The sequence below is a fragment of the Mycolicibacterium chlorophenolicum genome, assembly GCF_001044235.1.
GTDB lineage: Bacteria > Actinomycetota > Actinomycetes > Mycobacteriales > Mycobacteriaceae > Mycobacterium > Mycobacterium chlorophenolicum.
Genome location: NZ_JYNL01000046.1, coordinates 1 through 26270, shown reverse-complemented (window position 1 = coordinate 26270; position 26270 = coordinate 1). Strand labels below are relative to the sequence as shown.

The following is a 26270-nucleotide window of genomic DNA, read 5'->3' as shown; positions in this document are numbered from 1 at the left end:
CGGGTCAGGACACCGGGACGAAACCCGTCCCGGGCCGGTCCTTCGCCGCGATGTCGGCGAGCTGGGTGTTGATCGACATCGTCACCGCCGGGGTGTGCAGGGGGATGAACTTGACGACGCAGGTCGGCAGATCCTCGGAGAACGCTCCGTGGATCATGCCGACGAGCTTGTTGTCGACGGTCACGGGTGCGCCGGAGTCCCCCGGCTGACCGCAGACCTGGTTGACGATCGTTCCCGGCTGTTCGCCGGGACCCCAGGTCACCCCGCACGAGTAGCCGGTGGTGCGGCCGAGTTTGCAGGCCACCTGACCGAACACCGGATCGGGCCCGATTCCGTCGATGCGGAAACCGTTGACCTCGCTGACCGGCCGGACCTTCTGCGGATCGAACTTGATCACCGCGTAGTCCAGGGTGTCGTTGCCGGCCACCATCGTCCCGACGAGGCCCGCACCCTGGTCGGCTTCGGCCGCCACGACGGCGCCCGGTCCGCCGCAGTGCGCCGAGGTGAAACCGATGAGGTTGCCGCGATTGTCGTTGCCGATCGCGGTGAGCGTGCACAGCGTGTCGCCGTTGACCACCAGGCCCGAACCGCCGCCCAGCGGAACCGGTGCGGCGGCGTGGGCCACCCCGCCGCCGAGCAGCATCATCGCCGCCAACACCGAGATGATCGCGCGGGTAGTCATGCTGCGGACACCAGGCTGGTCGCTGGTCTTCACCTGCTCACCCCAATCGACGTGGCCCGACCCGCCATGGAAGGAATCAAGGCAGTCTAACGTCACGGCGGAATCGTTTCGTTCTCCGCCACGTGGCAACATAAGCCGCGACCAGAACTCATGCGGGAAGGGAAGCTCTTGTGAGCGATCGCAGAAACGGCGCGCCGGCCACGGTGACATCGATACCGCTGGTGGACCCGCACGCGCCGAAGCCCGACCCGTCCATCGGTGATCTGGTCAAGGACGCGACCGCCCAGGTGTCGACGCTGGTCCGCGCCGAGGTCGAACTGGCCAAGGCGGAGATCACCCGCGACGTCAAGAAGGGCCTCACTGGAAGCGTCTTCTTCATCCTGGCGCTGGTGGTGCTGTTCTACTCGACGTTCTTCTTTTTCTTCTTCCTCGCCGAGTTGCTCGACAACTGGTTGTGGCGCTGGGCGGCCTTCCTGATCGTCTTCGGGATCATGGTGGTGGTCACCGCGGCACTGGCCCTGCTGGGATATCTGAAGGTGCGCCGGATCCGGGGACCGCAGAGGACCATCGAGTCGGTGAAGGAGATCCCCGAGGCGTTCACGTCGGGGGCGGACAAGAAGGCTGTCGCGACGACCGACGGTAAGCAGGCGGCGCCCGCCGATCCCTCCGGCTGGTAATGGGCAAACCCGATCCGTCGGTGGTGCGCATCGACGGACCGTGGCGTCATCTCGATGTGCACGCCAACGGGATTCGCTTCCACGTCGTCGAAGCCGAGCGGGAGGCGCGCGCTGACGATCAGTCGCGCCCGCTGACGGACCGGCCGCTGGTCATCCTGTTGCACGGTTTCGGCTCGTTCTGGTGGTCGTGGCGGCATCAGCTGCGAGGGCTGACGGGTGCGCGCGTCGTCGCGGTGGATCTGCGCGGCTATGGCGGCAGCGACAAACCTCCGCGCGGCTACGACGGCTGGACGCTCGCCGGGGACACCGCGGGTCTGGTGCGGGCGCTGGGCCACAGCTCCGCGACGCTGGTCGGTCACGCCGACGGCGGGCTGGTGTGCTGGGCGACGGCGGTGCTGCACCCGCGGGTGGTCAACGCGATCGCCGCGGTCAGTTCGCCGCATCCGGTCGCGCTGCGGGCGTCGGCGATGCGGCGCCGCGATCAGGGGCGTGCGCTGCTGCCGTGCATGTTGCGCTATCAGATACCGACGTGGCCCGAGCGCGCCCTGACCCGCCACGATGCCGCCGAACTGGAGCGTCTCGTCCGCAGCCGGTCCAGCGCGAAATGGCAGGCGACAGAAGACTTTTCACAGACGATGGCGCACATGCGGCGAGCCATCCAGATCCCGTCCGCGGCCCATTCGGCACTGGAGTACCAGCGGTGGGCGGTGCGGAGCCAGCTGCGCGGCGAGGGGCGGCGCTTCATGCGCTCGATGAAGCGGCCGATCTCGGTGCCGGTGCTGCACCTGCGCGGTGACGCGGATCCCTACGTGCTCGCCGACCCGGTGTACCGGACCCAGCGCTACGCGCCGCATGGACGCTACGTATCCGTCACCGGCGCAGGGCATTTCGGTCACGAGGAGGCACCGGACCCGGTGAACGAACAGCTCACCCGGTTCCTGGGCCAGGTCTACGGCTGAGCCCGGCTAGCCGCTGATGCAGGTCCCCGTCGGCACCCGCTCGACGTTGCCGACCTTGGCCATCTGCCGCGACACTTCCTCGGCGGTGAGCACGAACCCGGTGTCGACGTCGTCGACGGCCGCGCCGAACACCACCCCGAGCACCTTGCCGGAGCGGTTGATCATCGGGCCGCCGGAATTGCCCTGCTTCACCGTGCCCCGGATCGTGTACACCTCACGCGTCACCGTGGTGCTGCGGTAGATGTCGGGTCCGTTGAGTTCGATCACCTCACGCACCCGCGCGGGCGTCGCGGTGAAGTCACCGCCGCCGGGATAGCCCATCACGATGCCATCGGTGCCGCTGGGCGCCGGGGCGTCGGCGAACTGCAGGGGTGCCGACGGCAGATCGGGCACGTCGAGGATCGAGATGTCGGCGTTGGGGTCGTAGGAGACGACCCCGGCGTCGTAGGTCTTCCCGTCGACCTCGACGGTGACGCTCTCCGAGCCCGCGACCACGTGCGCGTTGGACATCACCCGGTTGGGGGCGACGACGAAACCGCTGCCCTCCAGCACCTTCTGGCAGCTCTGCGCGACACCGCGCACCTTGACCACACTCGAGCGCGTGGCCCCCACCACCGCCGACGTGGCCAGCGACGCATCCGGGGCGTCGACGGCGGCGACCGGCGTCGGCCCGAAATCCTTCAGCACGTCGTGCAGCCCGGAGGTGTCCCACAGCCCGGACAACCGGCCCGGCACGCTCCGCAGCCAGTTCGGCGCCACCGAGTCGACCTCGGCGATCACCTTGGAACCCTGCACGGCGGCGGCGAGATTGGGCTGCGGCGAGGAGACCAGCGCGGTGCCCAGCAGCCAGGCCGCCGTCAGCACGAGCACCAGCTGCACCGCGACGCCGACCACCGAGTCGACGACCCGCAGCGTCGGGTTGCGGATCGCCCCGCGGACGGCGCGGCCCAGCACGACGCCGGCGATCTCACCGATCACCACCAGCGCGAGGATCAGGAACAGCGTGGCGAACAGTTTGGTGCGCGGCCCGTCGATGTGGCTGACCACGTGCGGGGCCAGCAGCACCCCGGCGACCGCGCCCAGCACCACCCCGACCAGGGCCAGCACAGAACCCGGCGCCCCGGACCGCCAGCCCGAGATGGCGGCGATGAGCGCTACGGCGAGTACGGCTATGTCCAGCCACTGTGACGATGTCATCGTTGGACCTCACCGTAGCTGTCCTCGGCGTCCAGTCGCGCCATTGCATCGCCGAGTTCGTACACGGCGTCGGTGTCCCACGGCACCGCCCAGCCGGCGACGTCGAGCATCGCCGCGATCACCTGACCGGTGAAACCCCACACCACCATCTGGTTGAGCAGGAACGCGGGCCCGGCGGTGCGGCGGGTGTTCTCCTTGCGGTACACCATGATCCGGTTGGCCGGGTTGACGAAGGCGCGCACCGGCACGCGGGCGACGAGTGCGGTCTCGGACTCGTCGACGACCGCGACGGGTCCGGGATCGTTGGAGTGGGCGAGCACGGGCACGACGTGGAACCCCGACGGCGGGATGAACATCTTCTCCAGCGTCGCCAGCGGACGCAGCCGGCCGGCGTCGAGCCCGGTCTCCTCCGTCGCCTCCCGCAGCGCGGTGTGCACCGGGCCCTGGTCGCCGGGGTCGGCCGCACCGCCGGGGAACGCGGCCTGGCCCGCGTGGTGACGCAGCGTGGACGCGCGCACGGTGACGAGCAAGTCGGCGTCGGCAGGCAGGACGCCGGGCGTTCCGTCGTCGGGTCCGGAGAACAGCACCAGAACGGCGGCGTCACGGCGGGAGCCGGTGACGGCCGCGGTCGCGTTGGCGGCGGTCAGCGCCGCGAGCACCTCGGCGGGCACCCGGCGGCGGTAGGCGTTCTTGACCGCGTCGGGCTGGGAGACGAGCGGGGTGAGCCAGGGCGGTGCGGCGTCGGGCGTCAGGTCACCATCCCTGCTGTCCCAGCTCACCTCACTCCAATCTTCGGGTCGACCGCGGCGGCGATCTCGTCGGCGGTCGCAAAGGACCGGGGCAGGATCTCGGCAACGCTACCGTCCGCGCGCAGCACCACCGTCGCCGGCATCACGTTGGGGACCTGCAGCGCAGCGGCGATGCGGCGGCGTCCGTCCTGCAGCGTCGGCAGGTGCACCCCGAGTTCGGCGAGCCGGAGCAACGCGGCGGTCTCGTTCTCGTCCTGGTGCACGGTCAGCACGGTGACGCCGGGGCCGACGCGGCGCTGGTACTCGGCCATGGCCGGCAGCTCGTCGGCGCAGGGACCGCACCAGTAGGCCCACAGGTTCAGCACGGTCGGCCGCCCGGCGACGGCCTCGGCCACGTCGACGGGCGTTCCGTCGCCGGCGCACTCGACGACGATGCCGCGCAGCACCTCGGGACCGGGACCGGCGCCCGGCGGAGGGCAGGGCGCGAGGTCGGCGCGGGCCCGCGGCGGGCCGAGCGCGGCATCGGTGTCGGCGTCGCGCTTGTCGCGCGCGGACACCGTCCCCGGCGTGGCAGGCCCGGCGCCGTCGTCGCCCAACTCGGCGAACAGGGCCACCCCGACCGCGATGAGGACGACCAGCGCGACGATGCTCCAGCGGGCCGATGCGCTCATCGGCGGTTACAGCCCGGCGAGCGCCAGCAGGTGCTCGGTCTCCGGGCCTTTCACCAGCGGGGCCGCCACCAGCGGATCGGTGGGTCCGGCGCCGAACGACGGGCAGTCCTTGGCGAGCACGCAGACGCCGCAGGCCGGCTTGCGGGCGTGGCACACCCGGCGCCCGTGGAAGATCACCCGGTGGCTGAGCAGTGTCCACTCGCTGCGCTCGATCAGCGCGCCGATCGCGTGTTCGACCTTGACCGGGTCCTCCTCGGCGGTCCAGCGCCAGCGGCGGACCAGCCTGCCGAAATGGGTGTCGACGGTGATGCCGGGGATGTCGAACGCGTTGCCGAGGATGACGTTGGCGGTCTTGCGGCCCACCCCCGGCAGCGTCACCAGCTCGTCGAGGGTGGCCGGCACCTGCCCGTCGAACCGCTCGACGAGTTCCTGGCCCAGCCGGATCAGGGAGTTGGCCTTGTTCCGGAAGAACCCGGTGGGCCGGATGAGCTCCTCGAGCTCGGCCCGGTCCGCCCCCGCGTAGTCGGCGGCGGTGCGGTACTTGACGAACAGCGCGGGGGTGGTCAGGTTGACGCGCTTGTCGGTGCTCTGCGCGGACAGGATCGTCGCCACCGTGAGCTCGAGCGGGTTGGTGAAGTCCAGCTCGCAGTACACATGGGGAAACGCCTGCGCCAGTGTGCGATTCATCCTGCGGGCGCGCCGCACGAGGCCCAGGTGGGTCTCTTTGTCCCATTTGCTGTTCCGCTTCGTCACGGTCACCAGGCCAGCGTACTGAGCACCCCGGACACATCGGCGACGCGCCGGTCCGCGGATCGGTCCTTAACGAGGGCTTTTCGTGATCCCGCCGAGACCTTGGCCGTGTTTACTTCCGACTTGTGTCGTGGTTGCTCGTCGCGCTGATACCCGGGTTGTTGATGCTGGCGACGTTCGGTCTGGAGCGGGTGGAGGCCGGGCTGCGCCGCGAGACGATCTCGGCGGCCGACGTCGCCGAGTTCCTGGATCAGGCCGAGGCCAGCGACGTCGACGCGCTCGTGCGCGACGGCCTCGACACGGCCATCCACGATCAGCACCGCCGCCGTGGTGAGCGGGAGGCGGCCACCGCGACCGGCGGGCGCAGCGCGGGGCTGCCGGGTTTGCCGACGGTCCGGTCGTTTCCGCAGCGCGTCAATACGGGGTTTCAGCAGACCCCGCATGCCAATCCTGTGTAGCGTGGGCTGGTCATGGAAGGCCATGCCTCTAGACTGATCTGACGATTGATCACGGGTCAGCGTGCGCATGTCTGACCACCAACATCTCCAAAGAGGGGCAACGTGGACGAGATCCTGGCCAGGGCCGGAATCTTCCAGGGGGTCGAACCCAGCGCCGTTTCCGCGCTGACCAAGCAGCTGCAGCCTGTCGACTTCCCCCGCGGACACACCGTGTTCGCTGAGGGGGAGCCCGGGGACCGGCTCTACATCATCATCTCGGGCAAGGTGAAGATCGGACGGCGTTCGCCGGACGGTCGCGAGAACCTGCTGACGATCATGGGCCCGTCCGACATGTTCGGCGAGCTGTCGATCTTCGATCCCGGCCCCCGGACGTCGAGCGCCACCACCATCACCGAGGTGCGGGCCGTCTCGATGGACCGCGAGGCGCTGCGGGCCTGGATCGCCGATCGGCCGGAGATCGCCGAGCAGCTGCTGCGGGTGCTGGCCCGCCGGCTGCGCCGCACCAACAACAACCTCGCCGACCTGATCTTCACCGACGTGCCCGGCCGGGTGGCCAAGCAGCTGCTGCAGCTCGCCCAGCGCTTCGGCACGCAGGAGGGCGGCGCGCTGCGCGTCACCCACGACCTGACGCAGGAGGAGATCGCCCAGCTCGTCGGCGCCTCCCGCGAGACCGTGAACAAGGCGCTGGCCGACTTCGCCCACCGCGGCTGGATCCGGCTCGAGGGCAAGAGCGTGCTGATCAGCGACTCCGAGCGGCTGGCGCGCCGAGCGCGCTGAGTCAGCGGCGCAGGTAGTTCAGCTGCGCCTGCACGCTCCACTCGGCGACGTCCCAGAGACTCTCGTCGACGTCGGTGTAGACGTGCTCCACCACCGCGCGGGTGGTGGCGTCCTCCCCCAGGTCGCGCAGCGCGCCGCGGATCTGGTCCAGCCGTTCCTGGCGGTGCGCCAGGTAGGTGTCGGTGACGGCGGCCATGTCCTCGAGGTCGGGCCCGTGCCCCGGCAGCACCCGGCGGTGCCCGAGGCCGTGCAGGCGTCGCAGGGATTCCAGGTAATCGCCCAGGTCACCGTCCTCCTGGTCGATGACGGTGGTGCCGCGGCCCAGCACGGCCTCGGGCACCGCCGGGTGCTGCCGGGGCACGGGCCNCGGTCAGCACGGCACCCCTCCCGTCGCTTCGCTCGCCCCGAGCGTCGTCGAGCAGGAACGACAGCGAATCGGCGGTGTGCCCGGGTGTGGCCATCACGGTGATCTTCAGCCCGGCCGCGTCGATCACCTCGCCGTCGGTCAGCGGTCCGCCGAGGCCGCGCAGGAATCCGCTGCCCACCGAGCGGACCACGGCGCCCGTCAGCTCCACGATGCGGTCGATGCCGCCGGTGTGGTCCCCATGCCGGTGACTGATCAGCACCAGCGGGATCGGACCCAGCGCGGCCAGCCGCTCGACGTGCTCGTCCCGATCGTCCGGTCCGGGGTCGACGACCACCATCTCGTCGCTGCCGGGCCCGCGCAGCACCCACGTGTTGGTGCCGTCGAGCGTCATCCGCCCCGGGTTGTCGCACAGCAGCACCGACGCGGTGTCGGTGACCGGCCGCAGCAGTCCGTACGCGGGGTGCTCCACCTAAACCTCCGGAGCGACCTCGACGATCACTTCCACCTCCACCGGCGCGTTGCGCGGCAACTCCGACACCCCGACCGCCGAGCGGGCGTGCGCCCCGGCCTCGCCGAAGATCTCGCCGAACAGTTCGGACGCCCCGTTGATGACGACGGGCTGGCCACCGAAGCCGGGCGCGGACGCGACGAAGCCAACCACCTTGACCACGCGGACCACCGCGTCGATGCCGACCAGCCCGTCGATCGCGGCCAGCGCGTTCAGCGCGCACCGGCGGGCCAGGTGCGCCGCATCCTCGACCGACACCTCCGCGCCGACCTTGCCCGTATCGGCCAGTTCGCCGCCGGAGATGGGCAGCTGACCTGCGGTGTAGACGAGGTTGCCCGTCCGCACCGCGGGCACGTAGGCCGCCAGCGGCGCGACGACCTCGGGCAGGGCGATCCCGAGTTCGGCCAGCCGGGCCGACCAGCTGGAGGTCACTTGGGTCGCTTCAGGTAGGCGACGTGCTGCTCACCGGTCGGGCCGGGCAGCACCGAGACCAGCTCCCAGCCGTCCTCGCCCCACTGGTCGAGGATCTGTTTGGTCGCGTGCGTCAGCAGCGGAACGGTGGCGTACTCCCAGCGGGTCGTGTCGCTCATGCGGCTGAGCTTATCCGGCGCCCGATCCGCTATGGCTAGCATGCAGTGGTGGCAACCACACCAGAGGTGACAGCGCACGGTTCCAAGCCGGCCGGCTGGCCGTCCCGTCTGACCGAGGCGCGGCTGCATTTCGTCTCCGGCAAGGGCGGCACCGGCAAGTCGACCATCGCCGCCGCGCTGGCCCTGGCGCTGGCCGCCGGCGGCCGCAAGGTGCTGCTGGTGGAAGTCGAAGGCCGGCAAGGGATTGCGCAGCTGTTCGACGTGCCCCCGCTGCCGTATGAAGAGGTGAAGATCGCGACCGCCGAGGGGGGCGGGCAGGTCAACGCGCTGGCCATCGACACCGAGGCGGCCTTCCTCGAGTACCTGGACATGTTCTACAACCTCGGGTTGGCGGGGCGCGCGATGCGGCGCATCGGCGCCGTCGAGTTCGCGACGACGATCGCCCCCGGCCTGCGCGACGTGCTGCTCACCGGCAAGATCAAAGAGGTCGTGACCCGTACCCCGAAAGAGGCGAAGGGCAAGTACGGCTACTACGACGCGATCGTGGTCGACTCTCCGCCCACCGGGCGCATCGCCCGGTTCCTCGACGTCACCAAGGCGGTGTCGGATCTGGCCAAGGGCGGACCGGTGCACTCCCAGGCCGAGGGAGTGGTGCGGCTGCTGCATTCCGACCTCACCGCCATCCACCTCGTCACCCTGCTCGAGGCGCTGCCGGTCCAGGAGACCCTGGAGGCGATCGCCGAACTGCGGGAGATGGAACTGCCGATCGGCAGCGTGATCATCAACCGCAACATCCCGGCCTACCTGCCCCCCGATGACCTCGCCAAAGCCGCCGAGGGCGGCATCGACGCCGACGCGATCCGCACGGGTCTGGACAGCGCCGGAATCACCTTGTCGGACAACGACTTCGCGGGACTGCTGACCGAGACCATCGAGCACGCGACACGCATCGCGGCCCGCGCCGAGAGCGCCGAGCAGCTCGTCGAACTGCAGATCCCGCGTCTGGAACTGCCCGCGCTGCCCGACGGCGTCGACCTGGGCAGCCTGTACGAATTGGCCGAAGCGCTCGCCCAGCAGGGCGTGCGGTGACGGGAGGCATCTGATGAGCACCACCCCCACGGCCCTGGACATGGCCTCGATCCTGCGCGATAGAGGCAACCGCGTGGTCGTGTGCTGCGGCGCCGGCGGCGTCGGCAAGACCACCACGGCGGCGGCCATGGCACTGCGCGCCGCCGAATACGGACGCACCGTCGTGGTGTTGACGATCGATCCGGCGAAGCGGCTGGCTCAGGCGTTGGGCATCAAGACTCTGGGCAACACTCCGCAGCGGGTTCCGCTGGCGCCCGAGGTGCCCGGTGAGCTGCACGCGATGATGCTCGACATGCGCCGGACGTTCGACGAGATGGTGGTCCAGTACTCCGGCGCCGACCGCGCCGACGCCATCCTGGACAACCAGTTCTATCAGACGGTGGCCACGTCGCTGGCGGGCACGCAGGAGTACATGGCCATGGAGAAGCTGGGACAGCTTCTCGCAGAAGACAAGTGGGACCTGATCGTGGTGGACACCCCGCCGTCGCGCAACGCCCTGGATTTCCTGGATGCGCCGAAACGGTTGGGCAGCTTCATGGACAGCAGGCTGTGGCGGCTGCTGCTGGCTCCCGGTCGCGGCATCGGCCGACTCGTCACCGGCGCGGTCGGGCTGGCGATGAAGGGCATGTCGACGATCCTGGGTTCGCAGATGCTCTCGGACGCAGCGGGTTTCGTGCAGTCACTGGACGCCACGTTCGGCGGGTTCCGCGAGAAGGCGGACCGCACCTATGAATTGCTGAAGCGGCGGGGGACGCAGTTCGTCGTCGTGTCGGCGGCCGAACCGGATGCGCTGCGCGAGGCGTCGTTCTTCGTGGATCGGCTCTCCTCCGAGCGGATGCCGTTGGCCGGGCTGATCCTCAACCGGACGCACCCGACCCTGTGCGATCTGCACGCCGACAAGGCGGCGGAGGCGGCCGAGCAACTGGAGAAGTCCGACCCCGAGTCGCTGGCGGCCGCGGTGCTGCGGGTGCACGCCGACCGGGCGTCGACCGCCAAGCGGGAGGTCCGACTGCTGTCGCGATTCACCGGCGCCAACCCGCACGTGGCGATCGTCGGTGTGCCGTCGCTGCCGTTCGACGTGTCCGATCTGGAGGCCCTGCGGGCCATCGCCGATCAGATCACCGGAGAAGCAGCCGCGGCCTGAAACAGGTCAGGCCGCGGCAGATAAAGCAAATTTTGACGGTGGGGAAAGCCGTCGCGTCTAGCCGGCGCTGCGGTGTTTGCGCTGCGCGGCGAAGAAATCCGACCAGGAGACCACTTCCGGGTGCTGCTTGAGCAGGGCGCGGCGCTGCCGTTCGGTCATGCCGCCCCAGACGCCGAACTCGACGCGGTTGTCCAGAGCGTCGGCGCCGCACTCGGCGATCACCGGGCAGTGCCGGCAGATGACCGCCGCCTTGCGCTGGGCTGCGCCGCGGACGAACAGTTCGTCGGGATCGGTCTGACGACACCGGGCCTGCGAAACCCACGCAATACGGGCTTCGGCCTCGGCGCCGTGCAGAATGGACTCACCGGACGGATTCACACTGGTCTTGCGAGCGGCGGGCTTGGTAACTGACACCAGCGATCCCCTTCGTTCTGGCCGCGCCCCGACAACGCAGACGACTGATTCACCGACGTCGACCACGCAATGCGATCTACGCCACACTGCGAGGGTCTAGTGTGACCTGTATCGCACTGTGCGCTCAATTTAGGTGGTCACAGGCATTCTGCGCAATACATTCGTGACCACTTTTTTGGGACGACCGTGCCGTCAGGCCGGTACAGTGCCCGACCACTGCATTTGTCAGCCTCTGCCAGGAGTCAGTCGGGCCCGCTCGGCGTCAGTGTGCCCGGTACCCGTCGCTACTCTGTACCCATGCCGGAGGACGAGACGACCCGGCCGCCCAGGGCGGTGACGGTCATCAAGCTCGCCTGGTGCGTGCTTCTCGCGAGCGTGGTCGCCGCGGGATTGATGTTCCCCGTCGTCGGCGGAGTGGGACTGATGTCCAACCGCGCCTCCGATGTGGTGGCCAACGGCTCGGCCCAGCTGGTCGAGGGTGAAGTGCCGCAGGTGTCGACGATGGTCGACGCGAAGGGCAATGTGATCGCGTGGCTGTACAGCCAGCGGCGCTTCGAGGTGCCCAGCGACCAGATCGCCAACACCATGAAGCTGGCGATCGTGTCGATCGAGGACAAGAGGTTTGCCGAGCACAACGGCGTGGACTGGCAGGGCACGCTGACCGGCTTGTCGGGCTACCTCTCCGGCAACCTCGACACCCGCGGCGGCTCGACGCTCGAGCAGCAGTACGTCAAGAACTATCAGCTGCTGGTGATCGCGCAGACCGACGCGGAGAAGCGCGCGGCGATCGAGACCACCCCGGCGCGCAAGCTGCGGGAGATCCGTATGGCGCTGACGCTGGACAAGACGTTCACCAAGCCGGAGATCCTGACCCGCTACCTCAACCTCGTCTCCTTCGGCAACGGCGCCTTCGGCGTGCAGGACGCCGCGCAGACCTATTTCGGTATCAACGCCGCGGAGCTGAACTGGCAGCAGGCCGCGCTGCTGGCCGGCATGGTGCAGTCGACCAGCACGCTGAACCCGTACACCAACCCCGACGGGGCGCTGGCGCGGCGCAACCTGGTGCTCGACACGATGATCGAGAACCTGCCCGAGCACGCCGACGAGTTGCGCGCGGCCAAGCAGGAACCGCTCGGCATCCTCCCGACGCCCAAGGAGCTGCCCCGGGGCTGCATCGCCGCCGGTGACCGCGCCTTCTTCTGCGACTACGCGCTGGACTACCTGGCCCGCGCCGGCATCAGCAAGGATCAGGTGGCCAAGGGCGGCTACCTGATCAAGACCACGCTGGATCCGGACATCCAGAACACCGTGAAGTCGTCGATCGACGGCATCGCCAGCCCGGACCTCGAGGGCGTGGCGAGCGTGATGAGCGTGATCCGTCCGGGCAAGGAGTCCCACCCGGTGCTCGCGATGGCCAGCAACCGCACCTACGGCCTGAACCTCGACGCCGGCGAGACCATGCAACCCCAGCCGTTCTCGCTGGTCGGCGACGGCGCCGGGTCGATCTTCAAGATCTTCACCACCGCTGCGGCGCTGGAGATGGGCATGGGCATCAATGCCACGCTCGATGCGCCCTCGCGGTTCGAGGCCAAGGGCCTGGGCACCGGTGGCGCCCGCGGCTGCCCGCCGGCCACCTGGTGTGTGCAGAACGCCGGCAACTACCGCGGCCAGATGAGCGTCACCGACGCGCTGGCGACGTCGCCGAACACCGCGTTCGCCAAGCTGATCGCCCAGGTCGGGGTTCAGCGCGCCGTCGACATGGCGGTGCGGCTGGGGCTGCGGTCCTATGCGCTGCCCGGCACCGCGCGCGACTACGACCCCGAGAGCAACGAGAGCCTGGCCGACTTCGTCAAGCGGCAGAACCTGGGGTCGTTCACGCTGGGTCCGATCGAGGTGAACGCCCTCGAGCTGTCCAACGTGGCTGCGACGCTGTCCTCCGGCGGCACCTGGTGCCCGCCGAACCCGATCGCCCAGGTCCTCGACCGCACCGGCCAGGAGGTGTCGGTGACCACCGAGACCTGCGAGCAGGTCGTGCCCGAGGGGCTGGCCAACACGCTGGCCAACGCGATGAGCAAGGACGACCAGGGGTCGGGTACCGCGGCCGGCGCGGCCGGCTCGGTGGGCTGGACGCTGCCGATGTCGGGCAAGACGGGGACCACCGAGGCGCACCGGTCCTCGGGCTTCCTCGGCTTCACCAATCAGCTGGCCGCCGCCAACTACATCTACGACGACTCGAACGCCCCCGGCGAGCTGTGTTCGTTCCCGCTGCGTCAGTGCGGTGACGGCAACCTGTTCGGCGGCAACGAGCCGGCGCGGACGTGGTTCACCGCCATGCAGCCGATCGCGACCCAGTTCGGGGATGTCGCTCTGCCGCCGACCGACCCCCGCTACGTCGACGGGGCGCCGGGCTCGCGGGTGCCGAGTGTGGCCGGCATGAGTCAGGACACGGCGCGGCAGCGGTTGCGCGAGGCGGGTTTCCAGGTCGCCGATCAGGCGACGCCGGTCAACAGCGCGTCGTCCTACGGCACGGTCGTCGGGACGTCTCCGAGCGGTCAGACGGTGCCCGGCTCGATCATCACGATCCAGATCTCCAACGGCATCGCTCCGGCGCCGCCGCCTCCGCCGCCCGGTGCGCTGCCGCCGGGGCTGCCTCCGCCGCCGGTGGGCGAGACCGTCATCCAGATCCCCGGTCTGCCGCCGATCACGGTCCCCGTGCTGGGACCGCCGCCGGCCCCGCCGCCGCCTCCGTGATCGTCGCAGCCCGCTCGTCGCACAGCGACTGGCAGTAGTCTGGACCGCGTGTCTTCGGTTTCTGCCAGCTCGATTGTGAAGAACGTCGCGGTCGCCTCGGCGGGCACGCTCGCCGCCGGGATCGGCTACGCCTCGCTGATCGAGCGCAACGCGTTCGTCGTGCGTGAGGCGACGATGCCGGTGCTCACGCCCGGGTCGTCTCCGCTCAAGGTGCTCCACCTCAGTGACATCCACATGCGGCCGACCCAGCGCCGGAAGCAGGCGTGGCTGCGCGAGCTGGCGGGCCTGAAGCCCGATCTGGTGGTCAACACCGGCGACAACCTGGCGCACCCCAAGGCGGTGCCCGCGGTGGTGCAGGCCCTCGGGGACCTGCTGTCGGTACCGGGCGTGTTCGTGTTCGGCAGCAACGACTACTTTGCGCCGCGGCTGAAGAACCCGGCCAACTACCTGACCAACCCCGGCCATCGCATCCACGGTGAGCCGCTGCCCTGGCAGGACCTGCGGGCGGCGTTCACCGAGCGGGGCTGGCTGGACATGACCCACACCCGACGCGAGTTCGAGGTGGCGGGGCTGCACATCGCCGCGGCCGGCGTCGACGATCCGCATCTGTCGCGGGATCGCTACGCCACCATCGCCGGGGCGGCCGATCCGACCGCGAACCTGACGCTGGGGCTGACGCACTCCCCCGAGCCGCGGGTGCTGGACCGCTTCGCCGCCGACGGTTATCAGCTGGTGATGGCCGGGCACACCCACGGCGGTCAGCTGTGCCTGCCGTTCTACGGCGCGATCGTCACCAATTGCGATCTGGACCGGTCCCGGGTCAAGGGTCCGTCCCGCTGGGGTGCGCGCACCCAGCTGCACGTCTCGGCCGGCATCGGCACGTCACCGTTCGCGCCGCTGCGGTTCTGCTGCCGGCCGGAGGCGACGCTGCTGACGCTGGTGGCCGCTCCGACCGGCGGGTCGGACGCCGGGACGCGGGCCGGGCAGTCGGACACCACCGTATCGGCGCGGTGAACCACTCGGCCTCGTCGGCCGTGCGCGATCGGTCCCGTTCGTGGGCGGACAACGCCGTGCGGCTGATCGAGGCGGACGCCCGCCGCAGCGCCGACACCCACCTGCTGCGCTATCCGCTGCCGTCGAGTTGGTCGCACGACTGCGACCTGGCGCTGTATCTCAAGGACGAGAGCACGCACATCACCGGCAGCCTCAAACACCGGCTGGCGCGCTCGCTGTTCCTCTACGCGCTGTGCAACGGCTGGATCTGCGAGGGCACCACCGTCATCGAGGCGTCATCGGGGTCCACGGCCGTGTCGGAGGCCTACTTCGCGTCGATGCTCGGGCTGCCGTTCATCGCGGTGATGCCGGCGTCGACGAGTGCGACCAAGGTCGCGTTGATCGAATCCCAGGGCGGCCGTTGCCATTTCGTCACCGAGTCGGCCCAGGTGTACGCCGAGGCGCAACGGCTGGCCGAGCAGACCGGCGGGCACTACCTCGACCAGTTCACCAACGCCGAGCGCGCCACCGACTGGCGCGGCAACAACAACATCGCGGAGTCGATCTTCGATCAGATGACGCGCGAGACCCATCCGGTGCCGGACTGGATCGTGGTCGGCGCCGGCACCGGCGGCACCAGCGCGACGATCGGGCGGTATCTGCGCTACCGGCGCCACCCGACCCGGCTGTGCGTGGTCGATCCGGAGAACTCGGCGTTCTATCCGTCGTATCTGCACGACGATCCCGGTGTGGTCACCGGGAAGTCCTCGCGCATCGAGGGGATCGGCCGGCCGCGGGTGGAGCCGTCGTTCCTGCCGGGTGTGGTGGACCGGATGGTCGTGGTGCCCGACGCGGCGTCGGTGGCGGCCGCCCATCACGTGAGCCGCGTGCTCGGCCGGCGGGTGGGGCCGTCCACGGGGACGAATCTGTGGGGGGCGTTCGGCCTGCTGGCCGAGATGAGGTCGCAGGGGCGCAGCGGATCGGTGGTGACGTTGCTAGCCGACGGCGGCGAGCGTTACGCGGAGACCTACTTCCGCGCGGAGTGGCTCACCAGCCACGGGCTGGACCCGTCCGAACCGGCCGAGGTGCTCGTCGAGTTCGAGCGGTCGGGCTGCTGGCCCTGATTCTCGGAGCGCCGCGTGAGCGGGCCGTCGGAGGTCAGGAACAGCCACAGCGCGGCCAGCGCGAAGAAGCCCAGGTAGATCGATGCGCCCAAGCCAGTCATGTCCCGCCCGCTTTCGTCCGTTTCTCGTTCGTCAGTGTGCATAACGCCACCGACAAGCCGGATGCTTCCCGCGGCGTGTCGCGGAGCCGATACGCGTTTGGCTTCAACGGCAGGCGGTGCGATACGCTGTCGTGGCTTCACTCGGGGTGTGGCGCAGCTTGGTAGCGTGCTTCGTTCGGGACGAAGAGGTCGTGGGTTCGAATCCCGCCACCCCGACTCGTGTGATCGCAGGTAGAAGGCCCTGACTGGTTGTCCAGTTCGGGGCCTTCTTTCGTTCCAGTCCGCAATTGGTCCGCAGCGGGTTCCAGAGACTTGGTTCGAGCATCGTCTAGAGCCGCCGAAACCAGCTCTAGATCATCGGGGAATAGGTCGGCATACGTGTCCAAAGTAAGCACCGCCGAAGCGTGCCCCAACATCGTCTGCACCGCCTTGACGTTGGCGCCGGCGCTGATGGCCAGTGACGCGGCGGTATGGCGAAGATCGTGCGGCGTTACCACCGGGAAACTCGCGTCCTCCACGATGAGCCGCTTGACCGCTTTGGCGAATACTCGGCGCCGCCAGTTCGATACCCGTAGCACCCCGCCCTCTGGCGCGGCGAAGATCAGGTCATCGGGTTTCTTGCCGATCATCAGTGCAGCGAGTTCGTCAGCAAGGAATGCGGGAAAGGGCACCATCCGTTGCTCATAGGACTTGGGCGACGACCACTCCAGTTGGCCCTCGACCTCCGTCACTGATTCCCGCACGTGGACTCGACGGCGAAGCATTTTGGCGTCGCTGACTCGTAGCGCTGCCATCTCTCCCCAGCGCAGCCCCGTGTAGGCCAGGAAGCGCACCACCGTCGCATCCGGGCCGACTTCAATCGCGAGTTGCTCCACCTGCCGGTGCGTCAGATAGCCGCGCGGCCGCCGCTTACGGCGGGGAAGCTTGATCCCCGCGCATGGATTGCGCGCGATCCGTCGATCCTCGACAGCCATCTCCAGAATTTGGCGCAAGATGCCGACGGCGTTCTCAACGGTGGCCGGGCCCGCGCCGGATGACGTCATCGACTGGACCCAGCCCCGCACATCGGTCGTCTGGACATCGGCAACAGCCACTGCTGACCAGCGCGGCTCCACGTAAACCGGCCAGGTGTACCGTCGCGTCGACGCGGTGGTTTTCTTGAGATGGCTCTGCGTTCCGAGCCACTTTGCGTAAAGCTCGCCGACACTGACGCGACCGGCCTTTGGAGCTACATAGGTTCCAGTCACCTGCGTGGCGACGATCTCATCGAGCCAGGCTTGAGCATTTACTTTGCGATCGAAGGACTTGGTGTTTTCTTGGCCCTGGTCGTCTACATACCGGGCTAGCCAACGGCGCCCCTTGCCGGCACGCACAGATGGACTGCCATCTGCGCGACGCCAGCGGTCCTCGACCCCGCTTCGGCGATTACGCCTCTGCATCGCTGTCGTCTGACCCGCCTTGCTTGCCGACGGCTGCGCCTTCCCCCGACGGTCTTGCAATGAACAGATCTTCGACGGAAGCGTTGACGATCCGTTGGAGCACGCCACCTAACCGCTCGTCGACGTCTTGAACTTCGAATTCCGGTTGAGCGGAGCGCAATTCGCTCAACAGGTCCTCAAGCTCACGTACTACCATCTCGTGCGCGTCCGATTTCTCGGACCGGTTACGCAGCCTGCGAAGTCGGTCTTTGGCCTCCGGGCGGAGCTCCAGAAGCTCCTGCATGGTACGGGCGTAGTGCCCCAGCTCTGCAAACGCAAAACGCCCGGAGCGCATTCGCTTCTCCGCGAATTTCCGCACCTCCAGGACCATGCTCAGTGGGTCTGGGCCTGAAGGCATCAGCAGCTGCTGAAGATCGGTGTTCAGACAGTCAGCAATCGCGGCAGCCTCCCGCAGCTTGACTTCGCGATCACCGCGCTCGATTCGCGTAACGGCCGAGGGGTCGAGTCGAACACCTTGGCCCTCCAACGCCTCTGCGAGTTGCCTCTGACTCCAACCCCTTTGTCCGCGCGCTATGCGCATGTTCCGCCCAAACGTCTGGCTGAAGTCTTCGTCAGCGCCCGGAGGAGGATCATCATGCACAAATCACACTGTAATGCTTGACCCACACCAAGGAAAGTGCAATCGTTGGCGGTGTTGATTCAGCATTATGATGTGAAAGGAACATCAAATGAGCATCATGTCAGCCCGCCAAGTTTCGGATCTCACTGGTGTCCCAGTGGGCACTCTCCGGTACTGGCGCCATGCCGGGACGGGACCAGCAAGTTTCACGTTGGGGCGTCGAGTTGTTTACCGACGCAGCGAAGTCGAGCGATGGATCGCCGAACAAGAGAGCGCAACCCGCCGTGGGGGTGACGGCGCCGCCTGAAGCAATGAAATGAGAGACCCTGGCTGAGCCCCAGGGCCTCTCGGAGAACTGCCACCCTTCGCAGAGGACGGTTCATGACGAGTTTAACTCCCGATCGCGGTCCCAAGGATCGAAAACTTGCCCACCACCGACAAGAGCAAGACCCTGGTTTCTCGCACGGTGCCACACGATGAACCCACTACCTCAGCCTGCGGAAACGGCCTACCAGCGGATCCTCACAGCGCTCAATACCAGTAATCGCCAAGTCGTGGTCCACGCTGACCGTGCTATGGCACAGTGCCCGGCCCACGATGACCGGAACCCGTCTCTTGCCGTCACCGCGATCGAGGGTCAGGTGCTCATTTACTGCCACGCGGGCTGCGACACCGAATCGGTGGTCCGCGCGCTTGATATGACGCTTGCTGATCTATTCGATACTCCCCGCGGTGTCACGTATGTGTATCCCGACGAGCGCCGGGTGCATCGTGACCCTCAGAAGCGGTTTCGCCAATCCGGTAATACGCGCGGACGCAGCCTATTTCGTGCTGACCTTATTGCGAGCGTCGAGCTCGTCTACGTCGTCGAAGGCGAGAAAGATGTCTTGGCGGTCGAGGCGGCGGGAGGCACCGCCGTCTGCCCTGCGATGGGGGCGGGCAAATCAGCCAACTTTGACTGGAGTCCGTTGCGCGGCAAGAACGTCGTAATTGTTGCCGATAGAGACGAAGTAGGACGCCGTCACGCGTCTACGGTGGCGATACACCTCTATGCCATAGCATCCAGCGTCACCATCGTCGAACCGCGTTCAGGTAAAGACTTTGCTGACCATTATGCAGCTGGTTTCAGTCTTGCCGACCTTGACACTGTCCTCCATGCACAGAGCGAACCGGAGAGTATGTCCCCAAGACCCGCCTCGCAGGAAAAGAAGTCTGCTGCCGTAAGACTCGTCGAGCTGGCCAAGGAGCAATACCACCTAGGTTGCACCGACGACGGTGAGCCCTTTGGGGCCAGAAAGTCACAGCCGCATATTGCTATACCTCTTCGCGGTGGCCGATCCGGGTTGCGCGCAGACCTTGCTGCTCAATACTTTTCGGATAACGGGACCGCGGCGGGCGGTCAAGCACTCATGGATGCCATTTCGATTCTCGACGGTCTAGCGGCGCGGGAACAGCCCGAACGCCTATACCTGCGGGTAGCAAGTGCAGCAGATGCCGTGTACGTCGACACTGGGCGCCTCGATGGCCAGGTCTTTAGAATTGGCGACGGAACGTGGTCGCTCCTTCCGTCGGCGCCAGTTCGATTCCTACGAACCAAGTTGACCGGTGAAATGACGCTTCCTGCTGGTGAGCCGAATCTTGACTTGCTATGGGAATTTATCAACGTGGCTGTCGAAGACCGCCCCATCCTCTTGGCCACGCTTATTGCTGCCCTCGTGAGTAGTGACACGCCACATCCGGTATTGGCCCTTTTCGCCGAGCAAGGCAGCGCGAAAAGCACTGTCACGAGAATGATTGTCGATCTGATCGATCCGTCGCCTGTGCCTCTTCGGCAGGCACCTCGCGACGCCGATTCCTGGGTCACGGCGGCTGCTGGATCTTGGGTTGTCGCCTTGGACAACTTGTCTGGTATCTCGCCATGGCTTTCAGATTCGTTGTGCAGAGCGGTGACTGGAGACGGCAGCGTCAAACGCGCTTTGTACACGGACGGAGGCCTATCGATCGTGAGTTTCCGCCGATGCCTCATTCTCAATGGGATCGATGTCGGCGCATTGCGCCCAGATCTTGCCGAGCGACTCGCTGTGGTGGAACTCAAAAGGATCGATCTCCGCTCCCGGAGAACAGAATCAGAGATCTATGAGGAGTGGGCGAAGGCTCGTCCGAGAATCATGGGCGCTCTACTTCAGCTCGCGGCCACAGTCCACAATGGCCGCTCCTTCGCCAACCTCGGCTTCACTCCGAGAATGGCCGATTTCGCTCGCCTACTGGCTGTAGTGGATAGCGAAATGGGAACGAATGGACTTGCGCGCTATATGGCTCGAGCCAACCAGCTGAGCGAAGATAGCCTTCAGGGCGATGTCTTCATCGAGTCGATGCGCAACAGTTGCACCCTGCCGCTGATTGGTAAGACGGGGGCCGAGCTCCTTGCGATTGTGCAGCCAACCGGCGACGGCGGCCGGCGGCCTATTGGATGGCCCAAGAACGGCCGCGACGTCACCACCGTGCTCAAGCGGAACGCCACTGCTCTACGCGCTTTGGGTTGGACAATCGAGGACGACGGAGCCCGTAACCATCGGAATGTGCTGCTGTGGTCGATCCGTCCTCCCCAGGAAGACAAAGGGCTGAATTGTTCCTCGCAATCCTCGCGCCCCGTCACATCGGCAAGACCGCTCAAGAAGAACATGGCTTCTTGACCACGCCGAGAACACCTGGGCATCCAATCCGTTTCACCTGGTCAAAACTCTTCACCAGGTCGGTTCAGTTCAAAACTCAGCGCCGGCGGATGAACCGCCGACGGTGAGGATTGGAGACATGCGGAGTGAGACGAGAATTGAGACCTCGCGACCTGGCCCAACTGGTCGGAGGATGGCAGACCTGGCTGCTGTCTCGTTACTTTAGAAACGAGAAATCTATCGAGCCGCTGCGGCTGTGGCATCGCGCAACTGCAGGGCCGCCAAGCGGTGCCAGATGATTGAGGCAAGTCGCCCGAGAAGCGCGCAACTCGCTTGCTGACCTAGAAACGGTGGGCATACCGTGGCCCAGTGCCTGCGGATACACCGACCATACTGGCGACCAGCGGCGGTATCACGTCAGGGCAGCGCACCCGATTCGCGTTCACCGCGCTGACACATTTCGCCGTCGATCTATCCGGCGTAACCGGCCGATCACCACGGGTTTGCCTGTTGGCCACCGCCATGGGCGACGACAAGGCGGTACTGCACTACCTCACCGAGGCCGCGCAGGCCAGCGGGTTCACCCCCTCCCACCTGTCGCTGTTCCCCATGCCAACAGTCGATGACATCACTGCACACCTGCTCAATCACGACGTGGTGTGGGTATTCGGCGGCAGCGTCGCCGGCCTGCTGGCCATGTGGCGACTGCACGATGTCGACGCCGCTCTGCACACCGCCTGGCAGGCGGGTGTCGTGCTCACCGGAATCTCGGCCGGCTCCATCTGCTGGCACGCTGGCGGAACAACGGACTCCTTCGGTCCACAACTGCAACCGGTGACCAACGGTCTTGGCTTCCTGCCCTACGCCAACGGCGTTCACTACGATTCCGAGGATCAACGGCGCCCGCTCCTTCAACGGCTGGTCGGCGAGGGAGTGTTGCCTACTGCCTACGCCACCGACGATGGCGCGGGCGTGCTGTACCGAGGGACGGAATTCGCAGAAGCACTGTCCGAGCGCGATGGCGCCGCAGCCTATTTCGTTGACGTCCAGGATGGTTTGGTCGTCGAGACTCGGCTCGACACCAGAAGGCTCTAACCTTCGCGCCCGGCCCAGCGCTCCCCGGTGACGTGCTCAACCTGAGACAGGATTTGAGCCGTCTTCATTCTCTAGATCTGAGACGTTGAGCCGATCGCAGTATTGGTGCTTATGCGTTCTTCTCGTTGCTGTTGTGTAGATCGTCAACGGTGCCGATGAACACGTCGGTGATCTCGGGTAGCCGGGATAGCAAGTCCCATAGCGGCTTATCGGTCTCGTACCGCACGGTGGCGTTCTCCTGGTCCCACTTCTGCTTCCAGTCTGCATAACCAGGCAGGTCGTCGGGATCGGAGCTGTAGTCCAGCGGATCAAGCCCATCGGGATGCTTCGGCCGGATCATGTAGAAGCGTGCTAGTCGTCCGGTGTGGCGGTGGTACGCCACCACGTTGATCTTGAGCTCGCTTGGCATGTCGTTGCGCATCTGTACGCGGCCCAGAAGTTGCCACTCGTCGAGGTTTGGCACCTGCAGGCTGGTGCCTTCGGTCAGCGTGATGGCCATCCGGCCATCGGAGTGCACGTGCGCGATCACCTGGTCGGGGCTGCTAGGGCCGCAGTCGGGGCGCAGTGGCGGGGTGGGCGTGATGCTCATACGCGATCTCCTTCGCTGCGACTTAGGGCGGCGCGCCACTGGGGTCGACCCGGCGGGGTCATTCCGGTAACTTTGTGTGACACTTGATACGATAGCGTCATACGCGTCATACGTCTAGACATGAAGGGGGCGGTATGGCCGTCTTGAATATCCGAGTCGATGATCAGGTCCGCGATGAACTCAAGGACATGGCTGACGCGGAGGGTGTCACCGTCAGCGAGTACGTCCGCGATCTGCTCATGGCCGCGCTCGTCCCTGGCTATGAGTCCAAAGAGGACCACGGCGACCTGCCGGCGCCGGAGACTATGCGGATTGCCGATCGGCAGGTGCTCTCACTGCTTCACCGCATCCTCGCGCGCGTGCTGCCCGAGGACAACGACGACGTGGACGGAGACGCCGCTTATCAGCTGGGGCGTGCGCGGGTGATCGAGGCGGGCTACACCGGGGAATACTGGCGCGAAGTCGCCGGGTTCAGCCCCGAGCTGTCCAAGCGCGACTGCGGCCGCGTCCTGGACATCCTCGACATGTTCCGCGTCATCACCTTCAGCATTCGACGGCTGGAAAAGGACGGGACCACCGTCGACGAGGACCTCAAGTACAAGCTGGAATTTCGGGGCTTCGACGGCAACGACGGACTCGAAAACCACATGGCCCACTACGTCGAGTTCCTCATGAGCGACGGCCGGTGGGCCGAACTGCACGAACAGTGGAGCAACAACGACGAGGGGAACTCCCACTCCCTCATGCTCGACACCTACATGCGCATGGTTGCAGAACACCGCCGCATCAAGGCCAGCCGCGACCGCGGATTCCATCGAGAGGACTACTTGCTGTCCCTCGACGAGCTGCAGCAGATCGCAGACGCTCGGGTTCACCCGTCGCGCCGCGGCTAGCTCGGGGGGCGTCCCGCCGCCGAGCAGAGACATAGGACGGCTCCCGCCCGGCCCGCCCGCGGCCCGGTTGGGGTCTGAAATTCCGTGCCCCACTGAGGGGCCACGTGAGGCTGCCGGGAAGCTGCTCACAGGTAGCTGCGCCCCGAATGGAAGCAGGCAACCTGGACGTGTCGCACGGCGCCGCATTTAGATCAGGCGCGGGTCACCGTCTTCGTCGAGGATGATCTGCCGTTCGCCGCGCTGGAGTGCGTCGAGGGCGAGGTCTATCTCGTGGACGGCGAGATCGGTGATGCGGCTGGGGCCGAGGATGATGATCTGGTCAGCGTTTTCAGCCCCGCCGCCGGCCGCCAGACCGACGTACTCTGCGTTGGGGGCGACGACGAACTGCAGATTCCAGCCGATGATGCCTCCTACCTCGCGCGCGCGTCGGTTGAGAGCTTGCACGTCGTCATCGGTCAGCACGTGATGCCCTTCCCCCGCCCTCAGGCGTTGTCGGCGATTCTGCGGCGCAGCGTGTTCAGCTCGTCGAGCANACGTCGTCATCGGTCAGCACGTGATGCCCTTCCCCCGCCCTCAGGCGTTGTCGGCGATTCTGCGGCGCAGCGTGTTCAGCTCGTCGAGCAACTGCTCATAGCGCTGAAGGGACATGACAACGGCGGCGGGCTTGCCGGCAGTGTCGGCCAGGACGACGTTGCCGCCACTGGTGGCCACCTGATCGATCAGGTGCTGATGCAGTTCGCGGACCGGGATCAGCTCACTGGGAACGGCTTGCGCGCCGCCGAGGGCTTCAACGGTGGTACGGATCATGGGATTTGCCTTTCGGAAGTGGGTCGGTCTGGTGTCCCCTCGGCCCGCCTGTCGAGCCGAGGGGACGCCGCCGAATCCGGTTGATGCTCAACCGCGTTCGGTGATCGTGGTGTTGGGGTGACGTGCGGCCGTGGAGCCCTTCACGAACTTGCCGGTGATGGCGCTGCGGTGATGAGTTCCGCTGCTGCGGTTGGCGCCCCGTTCGGTGACCGTGGTCTTGGGGTTGCGCGCCGCGGTGGACGCCTTGACGTAGCGACCGGTGGTCGCGCTGCGGTGATGTCCCTTGGCCATTGTCTTGTCCTTTCGGTTCGTCCGGCCCGGTGTTGAGCCGGATACCGGTCTATAAGTGCGCTCGTCGGCTCGACCCCTGAATTCCTCGGAATTGTCGTGCCCCTGGCCGCCCTCGGCGGCGCGGCGGGCCAGTGCGTCCCCTTCGGCGGCGGTCACCGACCTGCGGGCGACTCGACCGGTGCGTGTGCCCAACGAGCTGGCGTTGATGAGTGCGGTGAGGTGCTTGATGGTGGTCACGACGTCCTCTTTCGGTTTCGGAGTTGGCGGAGTTGGTGGCCGATGAGGTTCTCTACGCTCTTGGCGTCGCGCAGACCGAGCTTGTCGGCGATCTCCCGCTGGGTGAAGCCGTGCTCCTGAAGGAACAGCGCTCGACGTGCCCGGTCGGTGCTCAACAGCGCCATCGCTTCAGCCACCGTGTCGTTGGCGACGATGGTCTCCTCGATGCCCTTGATGATGTCGAACCGGTCTTCGGGGAGTTCGGCCATCGGTGTGGTGGCCTGCTCAATTCGTTCGAGTTCGGCCCGCAGTGCGCTGCGGTAGATGTTGGCGAACTGATAGAGGCACTGGCCGATGAAGAAGGTGCCCAGCGACGCGCCTCCCGAGGATTGCCAGCGGTGGGTCTTGAGCACCTTGTCGCGGAAGTAGGTCAGCGCGGCGACCACGGTGTCCTTGGCGATGTCGTCAATGGCCTCATCCTCAGGCCAGCCTTCGATGCGCCCCAGACCGTAGCCGGTCAGCGCCTTGGCCTTGCCGTAGATGGTGCCGTGACGGATCCAGGCGCGCAGCACGCCGAGGCCGTAGCGGGTCAGCTCGCGGGAAAACCGCTCCCACAGCCGGCCCGTGAACTGCTCCAACTGCAGCGCTAGCAACAGCTCCTCATCGGCTTGAAGACGCCGGAGTCGTTCCAGCTCGTCGGCAAGTTCAGCGGCCAGATCAGGGTCGTCGAGCCAGGCACTACCAACCCTTCATCGACGCCCCGGATGTCGCCCTGGTTGTCCGGTTGTAAGCGCGCGGCATCAACAGGCGGGCCGGGGCGGCGTGCCGGTCGATCCATGGCTACATCTCCAGGAGGCGAGAATGAGACAACCGATCCCTACGGTTGTCGCTTCCTCTTAAGTCCGCGCGTACCGCCATCCCCTGAAACCTGGAGAAAGTTTTTTCCAGGCGAGCGGTCGCGGGCCGTGCTGCCACCATTGTCCCAGGTCGGGCCGACAGTCCCCCGCATACACAAGAGGGGCTGCTGACGGCCCCGGGTCCGCGAGTGGTCCAGTAGGCCGGACCTGCGAGGCGCGGGTGGGGCACCAAAGAAAAAACCCCGGCCGCGTCATGGCTCCAGGCCAGAGAGGCGGTGTCCGGGGACTTCTGCCAGCTATGTTACCTCGGACCACGAAAAGGAGTCCAGTGGTAGAGACCCCCAACAGGCAGAAGCGCGTCGCACCGCGGCGCTCGATCGAGCCATATCGACCCCGCGCTACGCGTCCTATCTGAACGCCGCCGAGTGCGTCGAGGGCGACGTCTATCTCGTGGACGGCGAGATCGGTTATCCGGCTGGGACCCAGGACGATGATCTGGTCAGCGTTTTCAGCCCCGCCGCCAGCCGCCAGACCGACGTACTCTGCGTTGGGGGCGACGACGAACTGCAGATTCCAGCCGATGATGCCTCCTACCTCGCGTGCGCGTCGGTTGAGAGCTTGCACGTCGTCATCGGTCAGCACGTGATGCCCTTCCCCCGCCCTCAGGCGTTGTCGGCGATTCTGCGGCGCAGCGTGTTCAGCTCGTCGAGCAACTGCTCATAGCGCTGAAGGGACATGACAACGGCGGCGGGCTTGCCGGCAGAATCGCCGACAACGCCTGAGGGCGGGGG

At 66.9% G+C, this 26270-nt stretch carries 27 protein-coding genes, 1 tRNA gene and 2 pseudogenes; 14 read left to right on the top strand and 16 right to left on the bottom strand.

Annotation, left to right across the window (positions count from 1 at the left end; all coding sequences use genetic code 11):
- Positions 1-4 precede the first annotated feature (4 nt).
- Positions 5-646, bottom strand: coding sequence for a S1 family peptidase (locus tag MCHLDSM_RS18810; protein WP_412178258.1), 642 nt, complete (start codon positions 644-646; stop codon positions 5-7).
- Positions 647-852: 206 nt separating this feature from the next.
- On the opposite strand from MCHLDSM_RS18810, the gene MCHLDSM_RS18805 reads away from it, so the two are divergent.
- Together MCHLDSM_RS18805 and MCHLDSM_RS18800 are read left to right on the top strand one after the other, a co-directional pair.
- Positions 853-1359 carry a phage holin family protein gene (locus tag MCHLDSM_RS18805; RefSeq protein WP_048471478.1) on the top strand — a complete coding sequence of 169 codons (507 nt, stop codon included), beginning with the start codon at positions 853-855 and terminating at the stop codon, positions 1357-1359.
- Positions 1359-2318 carry an alpha/beta fold hydrolase gene (locus tag MCHLDSM_RS18800; protein WP_048471477.1) on the top strand — a complete coding sequence of 320 codons (960 nt, stop codon included), beginning with the start codon at positions 1359-1361 and terminating at the stop codon, positions 2316-2318. Before MCHLDSM_RS18805 ends, MCHLDSM_RS18800 begins: the two co-directional genes overlap by 1 nt.
- Before the next feature lie 6 nt (positions 2319-2324).
- Here the strand turns inward: MCHLDSM_RS18800 and marP are convergent, their stop codons facing one another.
- Genes marP through nth form a run of 4 tightly spaced genes read right to left on the bottom strand, consistent with a single transcriptional unit; the run spans position 2325 to position 5697 of the window.
- Positions 2325-3515, bottom strand: a complete 1191-nt coding sequence (gene marP, locus MCHLDSM_RS18795) for an acid resistance serine protease MarP (protein WP_048418649.1) — start codon at positions 3513-3515, stop codon at positions 2325-2327.
- Positions 3512-4294 (bottom strand): NUDIX hydrolase, encoded by a 783-nt coding sequence (locus MCHLDSM_RS18790; RefSeq protein ID WP_048471476.1) that lies wholly within the window; start codon positions 4292-4294, stop codon positions 3512-3514. Before MCHLDSM_RS18790 ends, marP begins: the two co-directional genes overlap by 4 nt.
- Complete coding sequence (locus MCHLDSM_RS18785; protein WP_048471475.1) at positions 4291-4935, bottom strand: TlpA family protein disulfide reductase; 645 nt, start codon at positions 4933-4935, stop codon at positions 4291-4293. The genes MCHLDSM_RS18790 and MCHLDSM_RS18785 overlap by 4 nt, the downstream gene beginning before the upstream one ends.
- 6 nt (positions 4936-4941) lie before the next feature.
- Positions 4942-5697, bottom strand: a complete 756-nt coding sequence (gene nth, locus MCHLDSM_RS18780; protein ID WP_048471474.1) for an endonuclease III — start codon at positions 5695-5697, stop codon at positions 4942-4944.
- A 113-nt stretch (positions 5698-5810) separates the two neighbouring features.
- On the opposite strand from nth, the gene MCHLDSM_RS18775 reads away from it, so the two are divergent.
- Complete coding sequence (locus MCHLDSM_RS18775; protein WP_048471473.1) at positions 5811-6143, top strand: hypothetical protein; 333 nt, start codon at positions 5811-5813, stop codon at positions 6141-6143.
- Positions 6144-6245: 102 nt separating this feature from the next.
- Positions 6246-6920: a cAMP-activated global transcriptional regulator CRP gene (gene crp, locus MCHLDSM_RS18770; RefSeq protein ID WP_003931718.1), complete on the top strand. Its 675-nt coding sequence runs from the start codon at positions 6246-6248 to the stop codon at positions 6918-6920.
- 1 nt (position 6921) lies between these two features.
- On the opposite strand, the pseudogene MCHLDSM_RS39545 reads toward crp, so the two are convergent.
- The 4 genes and pseudogenes from MCHLDSM_RS39545 to MCHLDSM_RS37325 all read right to left on the bottom strand — a co-directional run.
- Positions 6922-7286: pseudogene (locus MCHLDSM_RS39545) on the bottom strand (MBL fold metallo-hydrolase); the annotation flags it as partial.
- A gap of 1 nt (position 7287) precedes the next feature.
- Positions 7288-7756, bottom strand: a 469-nt coding sequence (locus MCHLDSM_RS39540) for an MBL fold metallo-hydrolase (RefSeq protein ID WP_234714113.1), incomplete at its 3' end; no start/stop codon positions are given.
- Positions 7757-8227 (bottom strand): RidA family protein, encoded by a 471-nt coding sequence (locus MCHLDSM_RS18760; RefSeq protein ID WP_048471472.1) that lies wholly within the window; start codon positions 8225-8227, stop codon positions 7757-7759.
- Positions 8224-8385 (bottom strand): Sp36 family protein, encoded by a 162-nt coding sequence (locus tag MCHLDSM_RS37325; RefSeq protein WP_109788880.1) that lies wholly within the window; start codon positions 8383-8385, stop codon positions 8224-8226. Before MCHLDSM_RS37325 ends, MCHLDSM_RS18760 begins: the two co-directional genes overlap by 4 nt.
- Positions 8386-8433: 48 nt before the next feature.
- Here MCHLDSM_RS37325 and MCHLDSM_RS18755 point away from each other — a divergent pair, with 48 nt between their 5' ends.
- Together MCHLDSM_RS18755 and MCHLDSM_RS18750 are read left to right on the top strand one after the other, a co-directional pair.
- Entirely contained in the window at positions 8434-9474 is a 1041-nt protein-coding gene (locus MCHLDSM_RS18755; RefSeq protein ID WP_048471487.1) for an ATPase BagA, read from the top strand.
- 13 nt (positions 9475-9487) lie between these two features.
- Positions 9488-10618, top strand: a complete 1131-nt coding sequence (locus MCHLDSM_RS18750; RefSeq protein ID WP_048471471.1) for an ATPase BagB — start codon at positions 9488-9490, stop codon at positions 10616-10618.
- Positions 10619-10675: 57 nt separating this feature from the next.
- Here MCHLDSM_RS18750 and MCHLDSM_RS18745 read toward each other — a convergent pair whose 3' ends face one another.
- A complete protein-coding gene (locus MCHLDSM_RS18745) occupies positions 10676-11032 on the bottom strand; it encodes a WhiB family transcriptional regulator (RefSeq protein WP_048418658.1) in 357 nt (118 codons plus the stop codon).
- A 297-nt stretch (positions 11033-11329) separates the two neighbouring features.
- Between MCHLDSM_RS18745 and ponA2 the strand changes: the two genes are divergently transcribed.
- From ponA2 to MCHLDSM_RS18725, 4 genes are all read left to right on the top strand, one after another.
- Positions 11330-13783: a transglycosylase/D,D-transpeptidase PonA2 gene (gene ponA2 / locus MCHLDSM_RS18740; RefSeq protein WP_048471470.1), complete on the top strand. Its 2454-nt coding sequence runs from the start codon at positions 11330-11332 to the stop codon at positions 13781-13783.
- Positions 13784-13831: 48 nt separating this feature from the next.
- Positions 13832-14797 carry a metallophosphoesterase gene (locus MCHLDSM_RS18735; RefSeq protein ID WP_048471469.1) on the top strand — a complete coding sequence of 322 codons (966 nt, stop codon included), beginning with the start codon at positions 13832-13834 and terminating at the stop codon, positions 14795-14797.
- Positions 14794-15900, top strand: coding sequence for an L-cysteine desulfhydrase Cds1 (gene cds1 / locus MCHLDSM_RS18730; protein ID WP_048471468.1), 1107 nt, complete (start codon positions 14794-14796; stop codon positions 15898-15900). Before MCHLDSM_RS18735 ends, cds1 begins: the two co-directional genes overlap by 4 nt.
- A gap of 243 nt (positions 15901-16143) precedes the next feature.
- A tRNA-Pro gene (locus tag MCHLDSM_RS18725) sits at positions 16144-16217 on the top strand.
- A gap of 209 nt (positions 16218-16426) precedes the next feature.
- Here MCHLDSM_RS18725 and MCHLDSM_RS39535 read toward each other — a convergent pair.
- Together MCHLDSM_RS39535 and MCHLDSM_RS18715 are read right to left on the bottom strand one after the other, a co-directional pair.
- Positions 16427-16975: pseudogene (locus MCHLDSM_RS39535) on the bottom strand (tyrosine-type recombinase/integrase); the annotation flags it as partial.
- Between the two features lie 451 nt (positions 16976-17426).
- Positions 17427-18080: a helix-turn-helix domain-containing protein gene (locus tag MCHLDSM_RS18715; RefSeq protein WP_131722658.1), complete on the bottom strand. Its 654-nt coding sequence runs from the start codon at positions 18078-18080 to the stop codon at positions 17427-17429.
- A gap of 88 nt (positions 18081-18168) precedes the next feature.
- On the opposite strand from MCHLDSM_RS18715, the gene MCHLDSM_RS36290 reads away from it, so the two are divergent.
- The 3 genes from MCHLDSM_RS36290 to MCHLDSM_RS18710 all read left to right on the top strand — a co-directional run bounded on the left by MCHLDSM_RS36290 (position 18169) and on the right by MCHLDSM_RS18710 (position 21826).
- Positions 18169-18366 (top strand): helix-turn-helix transcriptional regulator, encoded by a 198-nt coding sequence (locus tag MCHLDSM_RS36290; RefSeq protein WP_074377345.1) that lies wholly within the window; start codon positions 18169-18171, stop codon positions 18364-18366.
- A 169-nt stretch (positions 18367-18535) separates the two neighbouring features.
- Complete coding sequence (locus tag MCHLDSM_RS36285) at positions 18536-20752, top strand: AICE element replication initiation protein (RefSeq protein ID WP_082168970.1); 2217 nt, start codon at positions 18536-18538, stop codon at positions 20750-20752.
- 348 nt (positions 20753-21100) lie between these two features.
- Complete coding sequence (locus MCHLDSM_RS18710; RefSeq protein WP_048471465.1) at positions 21101-21826, top strand: Type 1 glutamine amidotransferase-like domain-containing protein; 726 nt, start codon at positions 21101-21103, stop codon at positions 21824-21826.
- A gap of 109 nt (positions 21827-21935) precedes the next feature.
- On the opposite strand, the gene MCHLDSM_RS18705 is transcribed toward MCHLDSM_RS18710, so the two are convergent.
- On the bottom strand, positions 21936-22415 hold the full coding sequence (locus MCHLDSM_RS18705) for a hypothetical protein (RefSeq protein ID WP_060937709.1): 480 nt from the start codon (positions 22413-22415) through the stop codon (positions 21936-21938).
- 134 nt (positions 22416-22549) lie between these two features.
- On the opposite strand from MCHLDSM_RS18705, the gene MCHLDSM_RS18700 reads away from it, so the two are divergent.
- A complete protein-coding gene (locus MCHLDSM_RS18700) occupies positions 22550-23308 on the top strand; it encodes a YfbU family protein (protein ID WP_048471463.1) in 759 nt (252 codons plus the stop codon).
- Positions 23309-23881: 573 nt separating this feature from the next.
- On the opposite strand, the gene MCHLDSM_RS18690 is transcribed toward MCHLDSM_RS18700, so the two are convergent.
- The 3 genes from MCHLDSM_RS18690 to MCHLDSM_RS18680 all read right to left on the bottom strand — a co-directional run bounded on the left by MCHLDSM_RS18690 (position 23882) and on the right by MCHLDSM_RS18680 (position 25275).
- Positions 23882-24115: a type II toxin-antitoxin system Phd/YefM family antitoxin gene (locus tag MCHLDSM_RS18690; protein ID WP_048471461.1), complete on the bottom strand. Its 234-nt coding sequence runs from the start codon at positions 24113-24115 to the stop codon at positions 23882-23884.
- A gap of 87 nt (positions 24116-24202) precedes the next feature.
- Positions 24203-24643, bottom strand: a complete 441-nt coding sequence (locus MCHLDSM_RS38780) for a hypothetical protein (protein ID WP_082168969.1) — start codon at positions 24641-24643, stop codon at positions 24203-24205.
- The gene (locus tag MCHLDSM_RS18680) at positions 24640-25275 is read right to left on the bottom strand and encodes an RNA polymerase sigma factor (RefSeq protein WP_234714112.1); all 636 of its coding nucleotides are present in this window, start codon (positions 25273-25275) and stop codon (positions 24640-24642) included. Before MCHLDSM_RS18680 ends, MCHLDSM_RS38780 begins: the two co-directional genes overlap by 4 nt.
- Between the last annotated feature and the right edge of the window lie 995 nt (positions 25276-26270).